Here is a 16,757-nt window from a genome sequence, read left to right as displayed (position 1 = left end):
GCACGCTGGACCGTCGGGGGTAGGGCGCGGCACGACCGCAGCGCACCATGAAGCCCCCCGTCGCGGTGCATTCGCATGGCCCTGCAAACCCCGCCTGCGTTCGCGGCAGACGCGCTTGCGCCGAATCAGTCGGCCGCACTGCAGCGCGCCCTGCGTTACATCGACGAGCACCTGTCGCAGCCGCTGCGGGTGACCGAGCTGGCCGAAGTGGCCTGCGTCAGCCGCTTCCATCTGGTGCGCCTGTTCCGTACCGGTACCGGTGCCAGCCCACTGCGCTATGTGCGCCGCCGGCGCATTGAGCGGGCCCGGCAACTGCTGCCCGACAGCACCGGTTCCATGTCCCACCTGGCCCAACACCTGGGCTTCTTCGACCAGAGCCATTTCGTGCGCAGTTTCCGCGCCGAGACCGGCTGCAGCCCCGGCCAGTACCTGGCCGGTGACGCCGCGCTGCGGCTGCCTGCCGAGCGCGCCTGCGGCCGCCTGACGCCCCCGCCTTCAACCACCCCTGGAGTCTGACCATGACCACCGCAACCGCCACCCCCGCCAAGGCCCTGCTGTCGCCCACCGACCACGCCCTGGTGCTGATCGACTACCAATCGCAGATGGCCTTCGCCACGCACACCATCGACATCTCGGCCCTGCGCAACAACGTCTCGCTGATCAGCAAGGGCGCCAAGGGCTTCAACGTGCCGGTGGTGCTGACCACCGTGGCCGAGAAGTCGTTCTCCGGCCCGATGTTCCCGGAACTGCCGGAGATCTTCCCCGGCCAGACCGTGTTCGACCGCACCTCGATGAACACCTGGGAAGACCAGCCGGTAATCGATGAGATCAACCGCATCGGCAAGCGCCGCCTGGTGCTGGGTGGCCTGTGGACCAGCGTCTGCATCGTCGGCCCGACCCTGTCGGCGCTGGAGCAGGGCTTCGAGGTCTACGTGATCACCGACGCCTGTGGCGACGTGAGCGAGGAAGCGCACGAGCGCGCCATCACCCGCATGGTGCAGGCCGGTGCCGTGCCGATCACCAGCGTGCAGTACCTGCTGGAACTGCAGCGCGACTGGGCGCGCGGTGAAACCTATGGCCTGACCACCGGCATCGCCCGCGACCACGCCGGCGGCTACGGCATCGGCATCCAGTACGCCAAGACCATGTTCGGCGCACAGGAAGGCGGTCACTGAGCATGACCGGCAGTCACGGCCTGGACCTGGCCTTGCTGATGCTGCGCGTGGCGGCAGGTGGATTCCTGCTGCCACACGCACTGGGCAAGCTGCTGGGCTGGTTCGGCGGCCCCGGCCTGGGTGGCTTCGCCGGCGAACTGCGCGGCTTCGGCCTGCCCTCGGCCGCGCCCCTGCCGTTGCTGCTGGCGCTGTTGCAGGTGCTGTCCGGCCTGGCCGTGCTGCTGGGCTGGCAGACCCGCGTGGCCGCCCTGGCGGCGGCCGCGTTCATTGGCTTCACTGCGCTGCTGGCCCTGCCCAAGGGCTGGTTCTGGATGCGCGGTGGCGTCGAATACCCGCTGATGTGGACTTTCGTCCTGCTGGCCATCGCCTGCGCCGGGCCCGGTGCCTGGGCGCTGGATGGCCCGCTGCTGCAGGGAGACCTTGCATGAGTTCCGACCCCCACCATCCCGGCCGCCGCAACGTGCTGCTGGGTGCCGGCGCCGCGCTGGCGCTGGGCCTGGCCGGCACTGCCGCCGGCGCCATCGAATCAACATCCAAGGAGCGCCGCATGAGCACCCTGGTCATCCGCAATGCCCGTATCACCACGCTGGACCCGCAACGCCCGCACGCGCAGGCACTGGCCGTGCAGGAAGACCGCATCGTCGCCGTAGGCAGCGATGAGGAGATCATGCGCGGCTGGGGCAACGAGGCCACCATCCTGGATGCGCAGGGCCGTCGCCTGGTTCCCGGGTTGAATGACAGCCACACCCACCTGATCCGCGGTGGCCTGAACTACAACCTGGAGCTGCGCTGGGACGGCCTGCGTTCGCTGGCCGACGCCATGGCCATGCTGAAGGCGCAGGTCGACCGCACGCCGGCGCCGCAATGGGTGCGCGTGGTCGGCGGCTTCACCGCCAGCCAGTTCACCGAAAAACGCCTGCCGACCCTGCAGGAACTCAATGACATTGCGCCGGATACGCCGGTGTTCCTGCTGCACCTGTACGACCGCGCGCTGTTGAACCGTGCGGCGCTGCGTGCCTGCGGCTACACCAAGGACACCCCGGACCCGCCGGGCGGGCAGATCGTGCGCGATTCGCTGGGCAACCCGACCGGCCTGCTGCTGGCCAAGCCCAACGCGCTCATCCTGTATGCCACGCTGGCCAAGGGCCCGCGCCTGCCGGTGGAATACCAGGCCAACTCCACCCGCCACTTCATGCGCGAACTGAACCGCCTGGGCATCACCTCGGTGATCGATGCCGGTGGCGGGTTCCAGAACTACCCCGAGGATTACCAGGTCATCGAGCAGCTGCATCGCGATGACCAGCTGACGGTGCGCATCGCCTACAACCTGTTCACCCAGAACAAGGGCAACGAGGTGAACGACTTCCGCGGCTGGAGCGAGATCCTGCAGCCGCGCCAGGGCGATGACCTGCTGCGCCACAACGGTGCCGGCGAGATGCTGGTGTTTTCGGCGGCCGATTTCGAGCTGTTCAACGAGCCGCGCCCGGAACTGCCGCCGGAGCTGGAGCCGGAGCTGCACGACGTGGTCAAGCTGCTGGTGGAAAAGCGTTGGCCGTTCCGCATCCACGCCACCTACGATGAAAGCATCACCCGCATCCTGGACGTGTACGAACAGGTGAACCGCGAGGTGCCGTTCGATGGCCTGCACTGGTTCATCGACCATGCCGAAACCATCACCCCGCGCAACATCGAACGTATCCGTGCGCTGGGCGGCGGCATTGCCGTGCAGCACCGCATGGCCTACCAGGGCGAGGCTTTCGTGCAGCGCTACGGTGTGCAGGCCGCGCGCCACACCCCGCCGGTCAAGCGCATGCTGGCCGAGGGCGTGCCGGTGGGCGCCGGTACCGATGCCACGCGTGTGGCCAGCTACAACCCGTGGGTGGCGCTGTCGTGGCTGGTGACCGGGCGCACCGTGGGCGGACTGGCGCTGTATGGCGACGAGAACCTGCTGGAACGCGAACAGGCGTTGCGCCTGTGGACCCAGGGCAGCGCGTGGTTCTCTGGCGACGAAGCGGTGAAGGGCACGCTGAAGGAAGGCCAGCTGGCCGATTTCATCGTGCTGTCGGCCGACTTCTTCCGCGTGGACGATGGGCAGATCGCCGATATCACCAGCCTGCTGACCGTGGTCGGCGGCCGCATCGTGCATGCCGACGGTGACTACGCCGGGCTGGCCCCGCAGTTGCCGCCGGCCATGCCGGACTGGTCGCCGGTGAACAAGTTCGGCGGCTACCACGTCGGTGGCGCGGCCACGGGACTGGCCGCGGCCCACCACCATCACCACGGGGCCGCATGTGGCACCCACGGTGCGCACGGCCATGCCGCCCACCACGCCGCACCGACCGATGATCTGACCGCGTTCTGGGGCGCCATGGGGTGCTCGTGCTTCGCGTTCTGACCTTGGCTGCGTTGGCCGCGCCGTCGCTGGCGCTGGCCTGCGACGGCGGTGCCTGCACGCCAGTGGGCGATGGCCAGCTGCAGTGGGATGCCTCGGTGCGCGTGCGTGGGCTGTACTACGACCCCACGCGCTTCGGCGTGGGCGGCGGCGAGGATGGCTACGGCCTGCTGCGCGCGCTGGCCGCGGCCACCTACCGCCGGGATGACTGGGAAGCCAAGCTGCAGTTGGGCGTGCACGCCGAGGACGGCAAGGCCGGCGGCCCCGGCCGCACCGATCGCAGCGCGCTGGATGTGCAGCAGGCCTACTGGCGCTGGCAGGGCGAAGGCTGGCACGTGCAGCTGGGCCGGCAGGAAGCCGGCTACGGCAGTTCGCGGCTGCTGTCCGTGCGCGATGGGCCGAACATCCGCCTGGCCTTCGATGGTGCGCGCGTTGGTTGGAACGGGCGCTTGGGACAGCTGGACCTGTTGGCGCTGCGCCCGGTGGAAAACCGCCCCGGTGTATTCGATGACCGCGGCGAACACGGTGCCCACCTGTGGGGCGCCTATGCCACCACCGCGCGTGGGCACGGTGCCGGGCAGTGGGATGTCTACGCGCTGGACTACCGCCGCGACGGCGCGCGCTTCGCCGCTGGCACGGGCGTGGAGCGGCGACAGACCGTGGGCACGCGCTGGTTTGGCCAGGCCGGCGGCCTGGACTGGAACACCGAACTGGTGGCCCAGGGCGGTGAGCTGCGCACGGCCGGCGCCGATCTGGACATCCGTGCGTGGACCATTGCCACCGATACCGGCTGGCGCTGGGCCGCGCTGCCGCTGCAACCGCGGCTGGGCCTGAAGGCCGACCTGGCCAGTGGCGATGGCAACCTGCATGACGGCCGGCTGGGCACGTTCAACGCGCTGTTCCCCAAATCGGCGTACTTCAGCGAGGCCAGCCTGTTGGCGCCGGCCAACCTGATGGACGTGCAGCCGACGCTGGCGCTGCGGCTGGACCCGAAGGTCACCACCGAACTGGGCGTGCAGATGGCCTGGAAGCACCGCCGCGCCGACGCGGTCTACACCACCCCCGCGCCGCTGTCGGCGCTGCCCGGCAGTGCCGGTGGCGCACGCCGCATCGGCACCCAATACAAATCCGAAACCCGCTGGCAAGCCAGCGAACACTGGCAATGGCAGCTGCAGCTGGCCTGGGTCGATGCCGGTCCTGCACTGAAACAGGCCGGCGGCCAGGACACCCTGTTCGCCTCGATCGTTGGAGCATGGCAATGGTGAACGCAACCGCGTCACAACCTTCCCCCCAGGCCGCAGGTGCCTGGTCCCCGCTGAAAGTCAGCATGTTCCGGGCACTGTGGCTGGCGATCCTGGCCAGCAACATCGGCACCTGGGTGAACGACGTCGCCGCGGCCTGGGTCATGGCCGAGCGCACAGGCTCGCCGCTGATGGTGGCCCTGGTGCAGTCGGCCACCACGGTGCCGATCGTGCTGCTGGCGCTGGCCGCCGGTACATTGGCCGACATCGTCGACCGCCGCAGATACCTGTTGTTGACCCAGGGCTGGATGCTGCTGGTGGCCGCGGTGATGGCCACGCTGACCGCGTTCGACCTGCTGACCCCCAACCTTTTGGTGCTGCTGACGTTCTGCATGGGCTGCGGTGCGGCCATGGCCATGCCGGCACAGGCCGCGATCGTCTCTGAACTGGTGCCGCAGCCGATGCTGGCCTCGGCGGTGGCGCTGAATTCGATCGGCATCAACATCGCCCGTTCGATCGGCCCGGCCATCGGCGGCGTGATCGTGGCGCAGCTGGGTGCGGTGTGGGCCTTCGGCTTCAATGCCATCACCTTCGCCGCCATGCTGTTCGTGGTCTGGGGCTGGAAGCGCGACCCGAAGGCATCGAGCCTGCCGCCGGAAGGCTTCGGTGCCGGCCTGAAGGCCGGCCTGCGCTATGCCAGCCGCGCCGGTCGCCTGCAGGCGGTGCTGATCAAATCGGTGGGCTTCTTCTTCTTCGCCGCCGCGATGAACGCGATGCTGCCGGTGGTGGTGCGTGGGCAGATGCATGGCGGGGCCGGGCAGTACGGCATCCTGCTGGGCTGCATCGGGATCGGCGCGGTGGGCGGTGCGCTGCTGCTGCCAAAACTTCGCGCCAAACTCGATCGCGACCTGCTGGTGCTGCTGGCGACGCTGGCGCTGGCGTGCAGCCTGGTCGGCCTGGCCCTGACCCGCAGCTGGTACGTGCTGCCGGTGGTGATGCTGGTCAATGGCTTCGCCTGGATCACCGTGCTGTCTTCGCTGCAGATCGCGGCGCAGACGGCGGTGCCGGCGTGGGTGCGTGCACGTGCGCTGGCGCTGTACATCATGGTGTTCTCGGCGGGCATGGCCGCCGGTGGCTTGAGCTGGGGCGCGCTGGCCCAGCGCACTTCGCCGGAACTGGCCCTGCTGGTGGCGGCCGTGGGCGCGGTGGTGGGCGGCCTGCTGGTCTGGCGCGTGCGCATTGCCGGCACCGAGGAACTGAACCTGCGCCCGGCCGGGCATTGGCCGGCGCCGGAGCTGGCAGTGCCGGTGTCGCATGATCGCGGCCCGGTGCTGGTGACGGTGGAATACCGCATCGAAGCCGGCGACCGCGCACTGTTCCAGGCGCAGATACGCGCGCTGGGCACGATCCGCCGCCGCGACGGTGCCGTGGTGTGGGGCGTGGTGGAAGACGTGGCGACGCCTGGCGTGCACCTGGAGTATTTCGTGACCCCGTCGTGGCTGGAACACCTGCGCCAGCATGAGCGCATCACCGCCGACGACAAGGCGATCCAGGAAACGCTGCGCGGCCTGCACCGTGGCGAGCGTGCGCCGATCGTGCGGCACTTCGTGGGTGGGCAGGACCCGTTGCCGGCCAACGTGCCGCACCATCACAGCGACATCTGAGAGCGGTCGCCGGGCATGGCCCGGCGCTACCGTGCTTCAACCGCCGGGCATGGCCCGGCGCTACCGTGCAGGGGCGGCGGCGCGCTGGGCGCCGCCGCGGCACGTCATTTGCGTGCGAACGCCAGCAGGTCGGCGTTGAACTGGTCGGCGTGGGTGACGGTCAGGCCGTGCGGCGCGCCCGCGTACACCTTCAGCTCGGCATCCTTGATGATCTGCGAGGACAGCTTGGCCGAGGCATCGAACGGCACGATCTGGTCATCGTCGCCATGCACCACCAGCGCCGGCACATCGATCTTCTGCAGATCGGCGGTGTAGTCCACTTCCGAGAACTCGTGGATGCAGTCGTACTGACCCTTCACCCCGCCCAGCATGCCTTGCTGCCAGAACGAATCGCGCATGCCCTGGGTAACGGCATTGCCGTCGCGGTTGGCGCCGAAGAACGGCGTGGTCAGGTCCTTGAAGAACTGCGAGCGGTCACCGGCGGTGCCCTTGCGGATGCCGTCGAACACCTCCAGCGGGGTGCCGGCCGGGTTGCTGGCGGTCTTCAGCATCAGCGGCGGCACCGCGCCGACCAGTACCACCTTGGCCACGCGCTTGCTGCCGTGGCGGCCAACGTAGTGCGCCACTTCGCCACCACCGGTGGAATGGCCGACCAGGATGGCGTCGTGCAGGTCCAGTGCTTCGATCACCGCGGCCAGGTCGTCGGCGTAGGTGTCCATGTTGTTGCCGTCCCAGGTCTGGCTGGAACGGCCGTGGCTGCGGCGGTCATGGGCGATTACGCGGTAACCGTTCTGGCCCATGAACAGCATCTGCGGGTCCCAGGCGTCGGACGACAGCGGCCAGCCGTGGGCGAACACGACGGGCTGGCCGGTGCCCCAGTCCTTGTAGAAGATGCGGGCGCCGTCTTTGACGGTAACGAAATTGCTCATCTTGGATTCCTTTGGCGGAAGGTGGAAGGCACCGGTCGCGGCGACCGGTGTGCGCGCAGTACAGCGCAGCCTGCTCCGCCGGCATTGCACGGCTGTGGCAGGAAGTCGCATTGGCCTCTGGCGGCACACTGGCCGGGGCGGGACCATGCCGGCAAGGAGGGCGTCATGAGCGGAGTGGTGGCAGGCGCGGTGCTCGCGCTGTTGTTGGCCGTGCCGGTGCAGGCACAGACCAACGTCTACAAATGCGTGGATGGCCCGCACCCGGTCTATCAGCAGACCCCGTGCCAGGGCCGGGCGGAATGGAAGTGGCAGGTGCCTGCGGACACGTCATCGGCCAGTCCGACCGTGCCAGCGGCCGCCGCTCGCCCGCGCAAGCGGCACGCAGGGGCGGCACGGGCGGTGCTGATTCCCATCGAGCGCGATCCGGCCGGCTGCAGTCGTGCGCGCCAGCGGCGGGCGGAGGCACTGCGGCCGGACTATCTGCAGCAGCGGCAGCTGGACGACGCCGTGCGTGCGGCCTGCCATTGAGCGGACATGAAAACGGCACCCGAAGGTGCCGTTTGCGACATGCGTGGCCGCAAGGCGCGAGGGCTTAGTGGCCGTCGCCGCCCGCACCTGCGCCAGACGCGGCATCGGTCTTGGGCAGGCTCAGTTCCGGGTTGCCCTGTTCGGCCTGCAGGATCTGGATGCGACGCTGCAGGGCATCGAGCTGGCTGTTGGTGCTCTGCACATCGGTGCTCAGGCTGACCGCCTGCTGCTGTGCCTGCTGCAGCGCCGCGCTGACCTGCGCCGACTGCGCCTGCTGCTGTTCCATTTCCTGCTGCAGGGTGCGCAGGCGCTCTTCGTTGTAGGCCACCAGGCGTTCGGTGTAGCGCTTGCCCGCTTCCAGACGGGTGGTGTCGATGTACACCTGGGCCAGCTGCTCGGTCTGCTGCACGAAGGTGCGGTACACGCGCTCGGCGTTGTCCACCGCATCGGTCTTGATCACGCGCCAGAAGTTCTTTTCCTGGAACAGCGCCACGTAGTAGGTAAGCGTGTTGGCGTTGAACAGCAGGCTGGCGCCATAGTTGCCGTTGTAGGTGGTGCGCAGTTCGGTCAGTTGCTGGGCATCCATCAACTGCTTCAGTTCATCCACCGTGTTGCGCACCACCGGCGCAGGGCGTGCCGGTTCGGCAGCGGCCTGGCGGTCGCCACGGGCCGCCATGGCCGACGGTGCGGCCAGGATCATGGCCGTGGCCAGCAGCGCTACCGCGCGCGGGTACCGGGCGAAGACAGTGCCCCCTGAAATTTCTCGCATGTCTGGACCATCCACGAACGTAGTGTGGTTGAGATGAATGTGATTCCCCGCCCGGAGTCTAGCATGGGCGCGCGCGGCGCCAAGCCGGGCGGCGGCGCTCAGTAGACCAGCTGCGCGGGCGTGCACTGGATCGACTGCACCTGCACATCGGTGCGCCCCAGCTCCAGCCCCAGCAGGCTTGCCAGAGTGCCGCTCAGCAGTGCGCCCACGCTGTTCAACACCGGCTTCAGCGCGGCCAGCACCGGGGTCAGCACGGCGCACAGCAGGCCACTGCAGCTGACCGCGTTGCCCGGCGTGGTCACGCCGCCGCCGGCGTACTGGTCCAGGAAACCGGCCGGGGCGGTCTGGATGTAGGCCGCCAGGTTGTTGCGCACGCAGCCGTTGTAGTTCAGCAGGTTGCTGACCAGGCTGTCGCAGCGGTTGATCAGCAGCCCGCCCAGCAGCGAACCCAGCACGCCGTCCAGCACGCCCAGGCCCTGGCCGGTGACGGTGGTGCGGTAGCCATCCCACACCGGGCCATCCTTGCGGCAGGTGGTCAGGTACAGCGGCGGGCAGGCGTAGGGCACGCCCTGGGTGACGGTCCAGGTGCCCAGCGGATTCAATTGGCGGCTGGCATCGCCGTCGCGCAGCAGCGGAATCACCTTGTCCACGTCGTAGCGGCCGCCGGTGGGATGCGCGGCGGCCAGGTAGCGGTCGGCCAGCGCCTTGGCCGTATCGCTGGAGCTCATGCCCTGCTGCGGGCTCTGCAGCATGCCTGACAGCACGCGCAGCAGCTCGTTGACCAGATCGGACACCGCCGTGCCCACCGCCAATGGGTTGATCCGGGTGGAACCGGTCTGCCCGGCGGCCAGGGTGAGATCCTGTTGCGCGGTCAGCGCCGGCAGGGTGATGCGGTCGTTGATCAGCGGCTGGCCCAGCAGGGTCAGCAACTGCTCGTTCTGCAGGGTGGCATCGCAGACGTTCTGTTTGGAAAAGCGATCGGCCTCGGCAATCCTGCCTACGCAGGCACGCAGCACCGACGAATCCACGCGGATGGTCGCGGTCGGTGGCGCTGCACCGCATTGCAGCGATGTCAGCGTGCCCATCGCATTGGTCACGTCCACGTGCAGCGGCAGCTTCAGGCGGGTGCCCAGCAGGTTCAGCAGCGCGCCCACGGCCGGCACGCGGTTGCTGTCCACGTCCACCATCAGGCGGACCTGTGCGTTGTAGGCGCGCGCGCCAACGCCGCCGATGGCGATGGAGGGGGGCTCGATCACCCCTGCCTTGACCTCGATGCCGACCAGGTTCAATCCGCTGATCTGCACGCCGTTGTTGTCGTTGGCAATGGAGATGGCGGTGTTCAACAGGTCCAGCACGTTGACCTTCGATTCCAGCGCGCTGCCGATGGTGCCATCGGGCGAGATGACTTCGGCGAACAGGCCGCCGCCACCGCTTTTGCTGCCCAGCGCGATGTTCAGCTGGTTGATGTCCAGACCGGTGGATACCAGGCTGGACAGCGCCTGCAGCTGCACGCCGGCGGTGCTGTTGCGGCCCACCACTTCGGCGGTGGCGTTGACCACTTGTGCCAGCGACACGCGGTGCACCGCCAGCAGGCGATTGAAGTCGGCCACGCTCAGGTCGGCGGTAACCGGAATGCCCAGCGCCTGCAGCAGGCCCGAAGGCGTAACGCTGACCTGGGCCAGGCCATCGTAGGACAGCACGGTGGCATTGCTCACATCCAGCCCGACCAGGCGCAGGGTGGCCATCAGCGGGGAATTGCCATTGCTGCGCAGCAGCTGCGAGCCCACGCTGAACACCGCGGTGGGTTCGGCGCGGCGCGCGACCGCCTGGGTGCGTACCGTGGGCAGCGTGTTGTTCTGGCCGAAGAACGGCAGCACGCTGCGTTCGGTGGTCACGCGCACGGCGTTGCGCGGATTGGCCGCATCCACGGTGCTGCTGAAGTGGTCCTCGGCGGCGTGGGCGGCATTCCAGTTGCCGCACTGCACCTGCACCTGGCCGGGGAAGCGGTTCTGGTTGACCGCGTTCTGCCGTGCCGCGGTGTTGTCACTGTTGTCGGCGCTGCACAGGTCCAGGCGTTGGGCGCCGGCCAGCGCTGCCAGGTCGGCCACCTTCTGTGCATCGCGCTTGGCCCAGTACAGGTAGCCCACTTCGATCAGGCCGAGCATGGCCACCAGCGCGATCATCACCAGCATCAAGGTGACCGACATGCCGCCGCGCTGGCGGTTGAAGGTGATGCGGCGTGACCGGTGCATGGCCGACCTCAGCGTGATGAGCTGGAACGGTTGCTGGAACGACCGACGTCTGGATCGAAGAAGTCGGGGATCTCGTGCTCGAAACTCTTCAGGTAGCGCGCATAGCTGGCCGTGGCCTGGTCGCCCAGGATCGGCAGGCGTGCGCCGGCCTGCTGGCCCGAGGCCTGCAGCCGCAGCAGGTTGCGGACGCTGTCGCCGTGCTGCGGGCGGGCGGTGCTGGCCGGGATATAGGTGGGTGGCGGCGGTGCTGGCGGCGCAGCCGTGGTATCCACCGTGGCCAGCGGCTGCGCGGACTGCACCGTGGGTGCCGGTGTCATCCGCTCGCCCAGCATCTGTCCGGTCAGCGGTGACTGCGTGGATTGCGCCGATGCGTGCGGCGCCGACAGGGCGACGGCAAGGGTTGCCAGGGGCAGCACGGTGCGCAGCAGGGCGGGCAGGGTCATGGGGTTCCCTCGTTGGCAGGGCGGGCGGAGCCGAAACGTTCCAGCATGGACGGTGGCAGGTGCGCCGGATCGCGGTCGGTGGTGCTGTCGCGCCGGGCTTCCGCTGCCAGCCGCATGCTGCGCGCCGGCGCTGCGGTGGCCGGCGGCGGCGGTGCCATGGCGGCGCTCTGGCGCTGCTGCAGACGGCTGCGGATCTGCTGCGCCTGCTGCTGGATGCTGCGACGGGTCTCGTCGTTGAGGTTGGCCTGCTGCGCGAGCTGTTCGGCCGTGGCCGTATCACCGCGCAGCAGCGCCCACAGCGACAGGTTGGCGGTGGCCTTGGCGTTGCCCGGGGTCAGTTCCAGCGCCTTGGCCAGCGGTTCGCGCGCCTGGTCGAACTGCCCGGCGCGCAGCCGCGCGTAGCCCAGGTCGCCCAGGTAGTCGGTGTTCAAGGGTTGCAGCTGGCTGGCGCGTGCCAGTGCCTGCTCGGCCGCCGCATCATCCCCGGCATGGGCGGCGATCAGTCCCAGCCCGTGCGCGGCCGCGGCGGCCTGCGCGCCGTTGGCCAGTTGCTGGTAGAGCGCGCTGGCAGCGGCGGTCTGCCCGGTTTCGCGCAGCGCGTCCGCCTGCAGCAGGCGCAGCGCGGGCAGGTCGCCGTAGCGCTGGCGGAACGCATCCACGTGCGCCAGCGAGGCGTACCACGCGCCCTGCTGCTGCATGCGCGAAATCAGTTCCAGATAGGTGTTGCGGCTGTCCTGCGGTGCCGGCGTGGGTTCGGCCAGCGTCGGGGTGTGCAGGTACTTGGCGGTGCTGGACGCACAGCCGCTGGCCAGGGTGGCCAGGGCGAACAGCAGCAGGGCAGGGCGTGCAGCAGGCATGGACGTCATCCCATCTTCGACATGGTGGTGGCCAGCGCGACCAGCGCCGGGCCGGAAAGCACGAGCATCAGCGCTGGCAGCAGGGTCAGCATCATCACCACGGTCATCTTCACCGACAGCTTGCCGACCTTCTCTTTCAGGGTGTTGCGGCGCTGTTCGCGCAGGCGCAGGCTGAACTGCTTCAACGGCTCCTGTACCGCGCCGCCGTGCGCATGCACCTGCAGGATCAGCTGCACAAGGCTGGACAGATCGTCATCGCCGTACACCTCATTCAAGCGGCGCAGTGATTGCGCGCGGCTGCGGCCGTGGGTGTAGGCCACGTTGGCTTCCTGCAGTTCGCCGCCCAGCACCGGCAGTGCGTCGCGCAGCTTGTCGCCCAGGGTCTGCAGGCTCTGGTCCATGCTGAAACCCACGCCCTGCAGCAGCCGAAGCAGGTCGATCAGCAGGGGCAGTTCGTTGTGCACGGCGCGCTGGCGTCGCCTCACCCAGGCGCCCAGCACGAACTTGGGCAGCAGCAGGCCGGCGGCCAGTGCGCCGACCACCACCATCACCTTGGCCAGCCCCTGTGCATCGCTGAGAGCGATCGCCAGTGCGACCACCACCGCGGCCAGCAGCAGGCGCAGGCCCAGGTAGATGGCCGTGCCGCGGCGGGTGTTCCAGCCGGCCAGGTCCAGCAGCAGGCGGTCTTCGCTGGCCAGCAGTGCGGCCTCCAGGCGGCCGCCGCTCAGTTGCCGGCCCAGGCGTTCCAGCCAGCCCAGCGAATCGCGGCGGGTCGCTTCGGTCTCGGCATCACGCGGCTGCAGGGCGGTCTTCAGCGTGGCCTCACCACGCGCCTCGCGCTGCCCGCGCACCCAGCCGCCCAGGCCGAGCAGGGCAATGCCGGCGGCCAGCAGCAACAGCGCGCACATCCACCAGGTGTTGGCGCTCATGGTTCACCTGCGCTGGCAGTAAGTGCGGTCATAGCGATTTGGCCAGTCGGTACAGCAGGAAGGCGCCCACCAGTTCCAGGCCGACGGCCAGCGCCAGGATCTTGTGGCCCAGCGGGTGGTGCAGGATCGGCTGGAAGAAGTCGGGGCTGGAAATGGCCATCAGCACGGCACTGGCCGGCGGCAGCAGGCCCAGCACCCAGGCCGACATGCGCGTTTCCGACGTGGTCGCGGCCAACTCCTGCTGCGCCTGTTCCAGGTCGCGCATGAAGTCGCCCAGCCGTTGCAGGATCTGGTCCGAGCGCCCGCCAATGCGTACGCTGACCCCGATCACCACCGCCAGCACCTTCAGCACGTCCATGCGGTAGGGCTGCGCGGCCAGCGACAGGGCGCGGTCCAGTTCCATGCCGCCGCGCGCGTAGCGCACCGTGGTGTCCAGCAGCTCGCGCAGGGGCGCGGCGGTCTGCGTGCTGGCCACCTGGAAGGCGGCCTGCAGGCTGTTGCCCAGGGCGGTCAGGCGCACCAGGTTGTCGAGGAAATCCGGCAGCTGATGCAGCAGCTTGGCCTGCAGCTTGCCGATGCGGCGCAGCAGCCACAGCCAGCAGCCGATCAGGTACAGGCCCAGGGTGAGCGGGAACATCCACGCGGTGCCCAGCCGCGCCACCGCGATGGCCGACAGCACCAGGCCGGGCACCAGCAGCAGGACCGGCAGTTTCCAGCCGGGCTGCAGGCCTGCCCGCTGCAGCAGCGGATCCCACGGCAGCGTTCGCCGGTTGCTCGCGGCAGCGGCAGCGGCCACGGGCGTAGCGCGGCCGCTGTCTGCAACCGGGCTGCCGGCGCCGCGGGCCAGCTGCTGTTCGGCATGCTGCAGCGAGGCCTGCCGCTGCTCGCGACTGTGCGCACTGCTCCACAACCAGGCGGCCAGGCCCAGCAGCACCGAGACGATGCTCAACACCATCAGCAGTACGCCGGCGCCCATGCTTACAGGTCTCCGTACAGCGAATCGCGCAGCTGCTGGCGGAAGGGCTCCAGCTTGTGCGAATGCGGGTGGAAGCCCAGCCCGATCCAGCGGTCGGTTTCGCGCCCGCTGCCGTCGACCTGCACCTCGTGGCGGAACATTTCCTGGGTGGTGATCAGGTTGTCGCTCACCCCGGTGATTTCGGTGATCGAGACCAGCACGCGGCGGCCGCTGCCCAGCCGCGAGATCTGCACGATGAAGTCGATGGCGCTGGCGATCTGCCGGCGCAGGCTGTCTTCGCTGCCCTGGAAGCCGGCGAAACCGGCCAGCATCTCGATGCGGTACAGGCAATCGCGCGGGGTGTTGGCGTGGATGGTGGCCATCGAGCCATCGTGGCCGGTGTTCATGGCCTGCAGCATTTCCAGCACTTCGGCACCACGCACTTCGCCCACCACGATGCGGTCCGGGCGCATGCGCAGGCTGTTGCGCACCAGGTCGCGGATGCTGATCGCACCGTGGCCGTCGGCACCGCCGATGCGGCTTTCCAGGCGCACCACGTGCGGGTGGTTCAACGACAGTTCGGCGGTGTCTTCCACGGTGATCACCCGCTCGTTGGCCGGGATGTAGCTGGCCAGCGCGTTCAGCAGCGAGGTCTTGCCCGAACTGGTGCCGCCGGACACCAGGATGTTGCAGCGCCCCAGCACCATGGCTTTCAGCAGCGCCTGCATCGGTGCATCGAACGTGCCCTTGGCCAGCAGCTCGTCGGGGGTGAACGGGTCCTTGCGGAACTTGCGGATGGAGACCATCGGGCCGTCCACCGCCAACGGCGCGATGATGGCATTCAGGCGGCCGCCGTTGGGCAGGCGCGCATCCACCATCGGGTTGGAATCGTCCAGGCGGCGGCCCAGCGGGGCCAGGATGCGGCGCAGGATGCGCAGCAGGTGGGTGTCGTCGGTGAAGCGCTGGGTGGCACGCTTGAGCTGGCCGCCCTGAGAAACATGCACATCCTTGAAGCCGTTGATCAGGATGTCTTCGATGGTCGGGTCATGCAGCAGATCATCCAGCGGCCCGAAGCCGGTCAGCTCCTTCACCAGGCCTTCGGCCACCACCTGCATCTCTTCTTCATTGATGGGGATGCGCCATTCCTGGATGAAGCTGACCGTCTGCACCTGAACCCAGCGGGCGATGGTGTCCGGCGCCCAGGAATCGATGTCGATGCGCTCGTCTTCAATGCTGTTGAGCAGGTGTTCGTGCGCGGCCGACAGCACCTTCTGGTACTGCTCGGTCTGCGCGAACGGCAGCACGCCCGGGGCCGCGTCGGGGGCGCTGGCACGGGCGAGGGCGTTCGGGAACAGGGTTACTTTGTCTTCCATTGCGATCCACCCAGGGCAAGGGCAAGTCTTTCCCGCAGGCCGTGCGGCTGCACCGGGCAGGCAGCAGGGTCCAGGCGCTGGACCAGCGGGGCGAGGGCGCGCAGGTACGGGTCGCGCGGGGCGTCCTGCAGCAGCAGATGGCCGTGGCTGGCTGCGGTGCGTACTCGCGAGCGTTCGGGCAGCGTGGCCAGCAGGGGCAGTTCGAAGCGTCGTGCAATCTGTTCCGGGCTCATGCCGGCGCTGTCGTCATGGCGGTTGATGACCAGCTGCAGGCGCTTTTCGCGGTCACGCTGGCCAGCAAGGTGCTTCAGCGCGTGGTCCAGCGACACCAAGGTGGCGATGGACGCATCGGCGATCAGCCAGATCTCGTCGGCCTGTTCCAGCAGCAGCGGCGGCAGTTGCCGCAGCGGGCAGCCGCCGGCATCGCACAGCACGCTGGCAAATACTCCGCGCAGGCGCTGCAGCAGGGCGCCGGGATCGGAGGGCGGCACCGCGTCGCTGCCGCTGGCGCGATCCAGCAGCACCAGGCCGCTGGTGTGGCGTGCCATGGCCGTGCGCGCCAGCGTGGCATCGATGCGGCTGGCATTACGCAGGGCGTCTTCGTAGTGGAAGCGGCTGTCCAGGTTCAGGTACAGGGCCAGATCGCCGGCCGGCTGCGCCAGTTCCAGCAGCAGGCCGTCCTGGGGGTTGGTTTCGCCCTGTGCAAGCAGGTGGGTCTGCTGCGCCAGCACCGAAAGATGCGCGGCCAGGGTGCTGGTGCCCACGCCGGCGCGCACGCCCAGCAGCACGATCAGCCGTGCCTTGTGCGCCTGCTGTGGGACGGCGGCGGTACGTGGCGAAAGCGCACGCCGCAGCGCGGCCTCGATGCCGGTGTTGTCGCTGTCCATGTCCAGCACATCGCGCAGCCCCGCGCGCAACGCCAGCACCACCCCTTCCACCTGACCGGCACTGGTCGAACCCACGGCCACCAGCACCAGGTCCGGCTGGGTCTGCTGCAGTTGCTGGGCCAGCACGGTGGACGCCGACGCGTGCTCGGGGCGGAAGTCGAGCAGCACCAGGTTCTGCTGCCCGCGCTGCAGATCCTGCGCGGAGGTCGGCTGGGTACTGTCCTGCCAATGCAGCGCCGTGCCCGGTGGCAGCTTCGCGGCCAGGCGCGGCAGCAGATCGCGGTCCACACCGTACAGGACCAGGTTCATCGGCGGTCCGGCGGCATGCAGGGGCTGTGCGGTGGCATAGGGCATGGGGGTGTC

At 69.0% G+C, this 16,757-nt stretch carries 16 protein-coding genes; 7 read left to right on the top strand and 9 right to left on the bottom strand.

All coding sequences use genetic code 11. From position 1 onward, the window contains the following. The first annotated feature begins 75 nt into the window (after positions 1-75). From C1930_RS11500 to C1930_RS11475, 6 genes are all read left to right on the top strand, one after another. Entirely contained in the window at positions 76-516 is a 441-nt protein-coding gene (locus C1930_RS11500) for an AraC family transcriptional regulator (protein ID WP_108762207.1), read from the top strand. Positions 517-518: 2 nt separating this feature from the next. Further along, positions 519-1,175: a hydrolase gene (locus C1930_RS11495; RefSeq protein WP_108771800.1), complete on the top strand. Its 657-nt coding sequence runs from the start codon at positions 519-521 to the stop codon at positions 1,173-1,175. A gap of 2 nt (positions 1,176-1,177) precedes the next feature. After that, positions 1,178-1,603, top strand: coding sequence for a DoxX family membrane protein (locus C1930_RS11490; RefSeq protein ID WP_108749848.1), 426 nt, complete (start codon positions 1,178-1,180; stop codon positions 1,601-1,603). Between the two features lie 119 nt (positions 1,604-1,722). After that, positions 1,723-3,570, top strand: coding sequence for an amidohydrolase (locus tag C1930_RS11485; RefSeq protein ID WP_199912438.1), 1,848 nt, complete (start codon positions 1,723-1,725; stop codon positions 3,568-3,570). Then, on the top strand, positions 3,549-4,832 hold the full coding sequence (locus tag C1930_RS11480; RefSeq protein WP_108771798.1) for an alginate export family protein: 1,284 nt from the start codon (positions 3,549-3,551) through the stop codon (positions 4,830-4,832). The genes C1930_RS11485 and C1930_RS11480 overlap by 22 nt, the downstream gene beginning before the upstream one ends. After that, on the top strand, positions 4,826-6,472 hold the full coding sequence (locus C1930_RS11475) for an MFS transporter (protein WP_108756405.1): 1,647 nt from the start codon (positions 4,826-4,828) through the stop codon (positions 6,470-6,472). The genes C1930_RS11480 and C1930_RS11475 overlap by 7 nt, the downstream gene beginning before the upstream one ends. Before the next feature lie 104 nt (positions 6,473-6,576). Here the strand turns inward: C1930_RS11475 and C1930_RS11470 are convergent, their stop codons facing one another. Further along, a complete protein-coding gene (locus tag C1930_RS11470; protein ID WP_108749844.1) occupies positions 6,577-7,401 on the bottom strand; it encodes an alpha/beta hydrolase in 825 nt (274 codons plus the stop codon). Between the two features lie 165 nt (positions 7,402-7,566). Between C1930_RS11470 and C1930_RS11465 the strand changes: the two genes are divergently transcribed. Further along, a complete protein-coding gene (locus C1930_RS11465; RefSeq protein WP_108756404.1) occupies positions 7,567-7,929 on the top strand; it encodes a hypothetical protein in 363 nt (120 codons plus the stop codon). A gap of 64 nt (positions 7,930-7,993) precedes the next feature. On the opposite strand, the gene C1930_RS11460 is transcribed toward C1930_RS11465, so the two are convergent. The 8 genes from C1930_RS11460 to C1930_RS11425 form a co-directional block, all read right to left on the bottom strand. Next, positions 7,994-8,698 (bottom strand): DUF2968 domain-containing protein, encoded by a 705-nt coding sequence (locus C1930_RS11460; protein WP_108771797.1) that lies wholly within the window; start codon positions 8,696-8,698, stop codon positions 7,994-7,996. 98 nt (positions 8,699-8,796) lie between these two features. Next, complete coding sequence (locus C1930_RS11455; RefSeq protein WP_108771796.1) at positions 8,797-10,950, bottom strand: TadG family pilus assembly protein; 2,154 nt, start codon at positions 10,948-10,950, stop codon at positions 8,797-8,799. An 8-nt stretch (positions 10,951-10,958) separates the two neighbouring features. Further along, positions 10,959-11,393 carry a DUF3613 domain-containing protein gene (locus C1930_RS11450; protein WP_108756401.1) on the bottom strand — a complete coding sequence of 145 codons (435 nt, stop codon included), beginning with the start codon at positions 11,391-11,393 and terminating at the stop codon, positions 10,959-10,961. Continuing rightward, positions 11,390-12,250, bottom strand: a complete 861-nt coding sequence (locus C1930_RS11445; RefSeq protein WP_108756400.1) for a Flp pilus assembly protein TadD — start codon at positions 12,248-12,250, stop codon at positions 11,390-11,392. The genes C1930_RS11450 and C1930_RS11445 overlap by 4 nt, the downstream gene beginning before the upstream one ends. 5 nt (positions 12,251-12,255) lie before the next feature. Continuing rightward, complete coding sequence (locus C1930_RS11440) at positions 12,256-13,179, bottom strand: type II secretion system F family protein (protein WP_108771795.1); 924 nt, start codon at positions 13,177-13,179, stop codon at positions 12,256-12,258. 28 nt (positions 13,180-13,207) lie between these two features. Beyond that, positions 13,208-14,155 (bottom strand): type II secretion system F family protein, encoded by a 948-nt coding sequence (locus C1930_RS11435; RefSeq protein WP_108756398.1) that lies wholly within the window; start codon positions 14,153-14,155, stop codon positions 13,208-13,210. Between the two features lie 2 nt (positions 14,156-14,157). Continuing rightward, positions 14,158-15,507: a CpaF family protein gene (locus C1930_RS11430; RefSeq protein WP_108749836.1), complete on the bottom strand. Its 1,350-nt coding sequence runs from the start codon at positions 15,505-15,507 to the stop codon at positions 14,158-14,160. After that, a complete protein-coding gene (locus tag C1930_RS11425; protein ID WP_108771794.1) occupies positions 15,492-16,748 on the bottom strand; it encodes a fimbrial protein in 1,257 nt (418 codons plus the stop codon). Before C1930_RS11425 ends, C1930_RS11430 begins: the two co-directional genes overlap by 16 nt. Between the last annotated feature and the right edge of the window lie 9 nt (positions 16,749-16,757).

The sequence above is a fragment of the Stenotrophomonas sp. SAU14A_NAIMI4_8 genome (assembly GCF_003086695.1).
GTDB lineage: Bacteria > Pseudomonadota > Gammaproteobacteria > Xanthomonadales > Xanthomonadaceae > Stenotrophomonas.
This window is presented reverse-complemented; position numbering and strand designations above follow the sequence as displayed.